The 2324-nt window shown below is 34.3% G+C and carries 3 protein-coding genes; all 3 read right to left on the bottom strand.

Annotation, left to right across the window (positions count from 1 at the left end):
- Positions 1-224: 224 nt before the first annotated feature.
- Positions 225-1238 (bottom strand): 6-bladed beta-propeller, encoded by a 1014-nt coding sequence (locus F597_RS0119760; RefSeq protein ID WP_019541474.1) that lies wholly within the window; start codon positions 1236-1238, stop codon positions 225-227.
- 126 nt (positions 1239-1364) lie between these two features.
- Entirely contained in the window at positions 1365-1592 is a 228-nt protein-coding gene (locus tag F597_RS0119755; RefSeq protein WP_019541473.1) for an NVEALA domain-containing protein, read from the bottom strand.
- A gap of 50 nt (positions 1593-1642) precedes the next feature.
- On the bottom strand, positions 1643-2152 hold the full coding sequence (locus F597_RS21390; RefSeq protein ID WP_157279261.1) for a hypothetical protein: 510 nt from the start codon (positions 2150-2152) through the stop codon (positions 1643-1645).
- Positions 2153-2324: the final 172 nt, after the last annotated feature.

Here is a 2324-nt window from a genome sequence, read left to right as displayed (position 1 = left end):
ATGCATATCAGCCACAAGATGATACCGGCAATGGCGAATGCTGTCTGAAAACGGAATTCGAAACTCAATCCGAATAAAACACCTATGATAAAATACCGGAGCTTACTTTGTCTGTTTAATTCCACAAGACCAACTGATATCAACAAGCATAAACCCGACCATGTTTCTGAAGAGAACCGTTTGCATTTAAAATAAAGTTTGAATATTCCGGAAGATCAGGCTTTTTAATCAAGTATGTTATTCATTTCTAAATATCCGAACTGAATCATATCTTCAAAATTGAATATTAGCCTATCATTTTGTTTATCATAACAGAAATCGGAAATTCTATATCCTATATCCAATGTTTTTATATAATCGCCATTGATATTGAAAATTAGTAATTTGGAGGGATAATATTCTTCTGTCAACCTATTTCCCCCTGAGTAGGAAGCTATTATTTTATCTCCCCGGAAAACAACTTTTCCAAAATGTTGAAGTTGGGATGCATCCCTTCTATTCCAGTTGCTTCCATATATATTGTATTTAAGATTCTCGTCTAAGTCCATAATTGTCATAAGGTCATGGTTATGGTAACATTCCACAAGTGTTTCATTATCCATGGATACTGCTAAAGAGATACGTTTTTTATCTACTTTGGGATGGGAGTATTTCATTTTGTTCACTTCCCCGGTTTGCATGTTCCATTTTGCAGCAACTTCATTATGACCTACATTGCCTGTGGGTTCTATGATCCTTGCAAAACAAAGGGTATCATTTATAAATACATAATTGCTGGGAAACTGAATATTGTCGATCTCTTTTTTTATACCCGGCATATAATAAGGGTTATTGAGGATACTGTCAAGCGGGTAGTTGAATATTTTTAGTTTACCATGGTCTGAAACATAAAATTCTTTGTTCTCCTCATTCACTCCGATATATCCCATATTGGTAACCTCACCTGGACCTTGCCCCCTGGGTATTCCACTTGTTATATATCCATAATTATTTCTATCAAATAAGTGAATGAGCATATCGAGGGATTTGGAGTCTTGAATAATCAGGTAATTATCTACAAGATATAATCTGGCTATAGAGCCGATCATAACGTCTGCTGTTTCTATTTCCTGAATTCTCTCACTTACATCTATAATGTTGTTGCGTTTATTCTGATATTTTTCTGTATCCGTACTTTTTGTACAACTTAAAAAAACTGCACCAAAGCATAAAATTGCAAGAAGATATATTTTTTTCATGATTTTATTAATATCTTTGATAATAAATCAGTAATGGATTACAAGGAGCTATAGGTTATTTAGAAAAAAGAAGAACGGGTTACAAAATGAATAAAATAATATACCCGTTCTTCCTTTAATTGATTACTAGCCTGCTTCTCTATAAGTCGGATACCAACCGTTACAATAACACCCGCTTCCATTGTCATAACATCCGTTAGGACACAAAGGATTTTCACTTTGAGCCAAGGCCTCGACGTTATTCAATGCCAGATCCGATAGATTAGCGTCGCTTTTCACACTTTGAGTCACTCCGTAGCCTGTGGCTACCAGAAGTGAAAGGGCAAATATGCCCGATAGAATTTTTTTCTTCATAAATTATAGCTGCTGACATCTTAAAGTAAGTTTTTTGGACATCCTGACATTTATTCTAGAATCTTATCTAAATCTATGTACGCGAATTGTATTACATCATCTAAATGCATGATAATCCTGTTCTTCTGTTTATCATAACTGAATCCCACGATTCTATACCCTGTTTCTAATGTTTGGAGATAATCGCCGTTTGTATTGAATACTAGAAATTCAGTAGGAAGAGAGTCTCCGGATAACCTACTTTTTCCAGAGTAAGACGCTATTATTCTGTCATTACAAATAACGACGTTGCCGAAGTGCCGAGCTTCATTTGACATCCTTTTATCCCACTTTTTTCCATAAATGTTATATTTCAAATTGCCGTTTAAATCACATATTGTAAAGAGGTCGTGATGATTATAACATTCAACATAGATCTCATTTTCTTTTGAATAAGCATATGAAATACGTTTTCTTTTTATGTCAGGATGCTTATATTTCATCGGAGTAATTTCTCCTGAGTTGATGTTCCACTCAGCTGTCAATATATCATATCCGGAGTTACCTGTAGGTTCCATCATTATTCCGAAACAAATAGAATCATTTATAAACACATATTCGCTTGGAAATTGATGTTCCTTAAGATTTGATTTTACAGTGTAATCAGTAACTTCGCATGTACAATTTTCGGCAAGATTGAATGTACAGAAATTGGCAATATGCAATGTACATAAAAAGGGTTAAAGAAGAGTC

It is taken from the genome of Proteiniphilum acetatigenes DSM 18083 (assembly GCF_000380985.1).
GTDB lineage: Bacteria > Bacteroidota > Bacteroidia > Bacteroidales > Dysgonomonadaceae > Proteiniphilum > Proteiniphilum acetatigenes.
This window is presented reverse-complemented; position numbering and strand designations above follow the sequence as displayed.

Coding starts and splice junctions, on each gene's coding strand:
- F597_RS0119755 (WP_019541473.1), bottom strand. CDS start 1,592: ATGAAGAAAAAAATTCTATCGGGCATATTTGCCCTTTCACTTCTGGTA.
- F597_RS21390 (WP_157279261.1), bottom strand. CDS start 2,152: ATGATGGAACCTACAGGTAACTCCGGATATGATATATTGACAGCTGAG.
- F597_RS0119760 (WP_019541474.1), bottom strand. CDS start 1,238: ATGAAAAAAATATATCTTCTTGCAATTTTATGCTTTGGTGCAGTTTTT.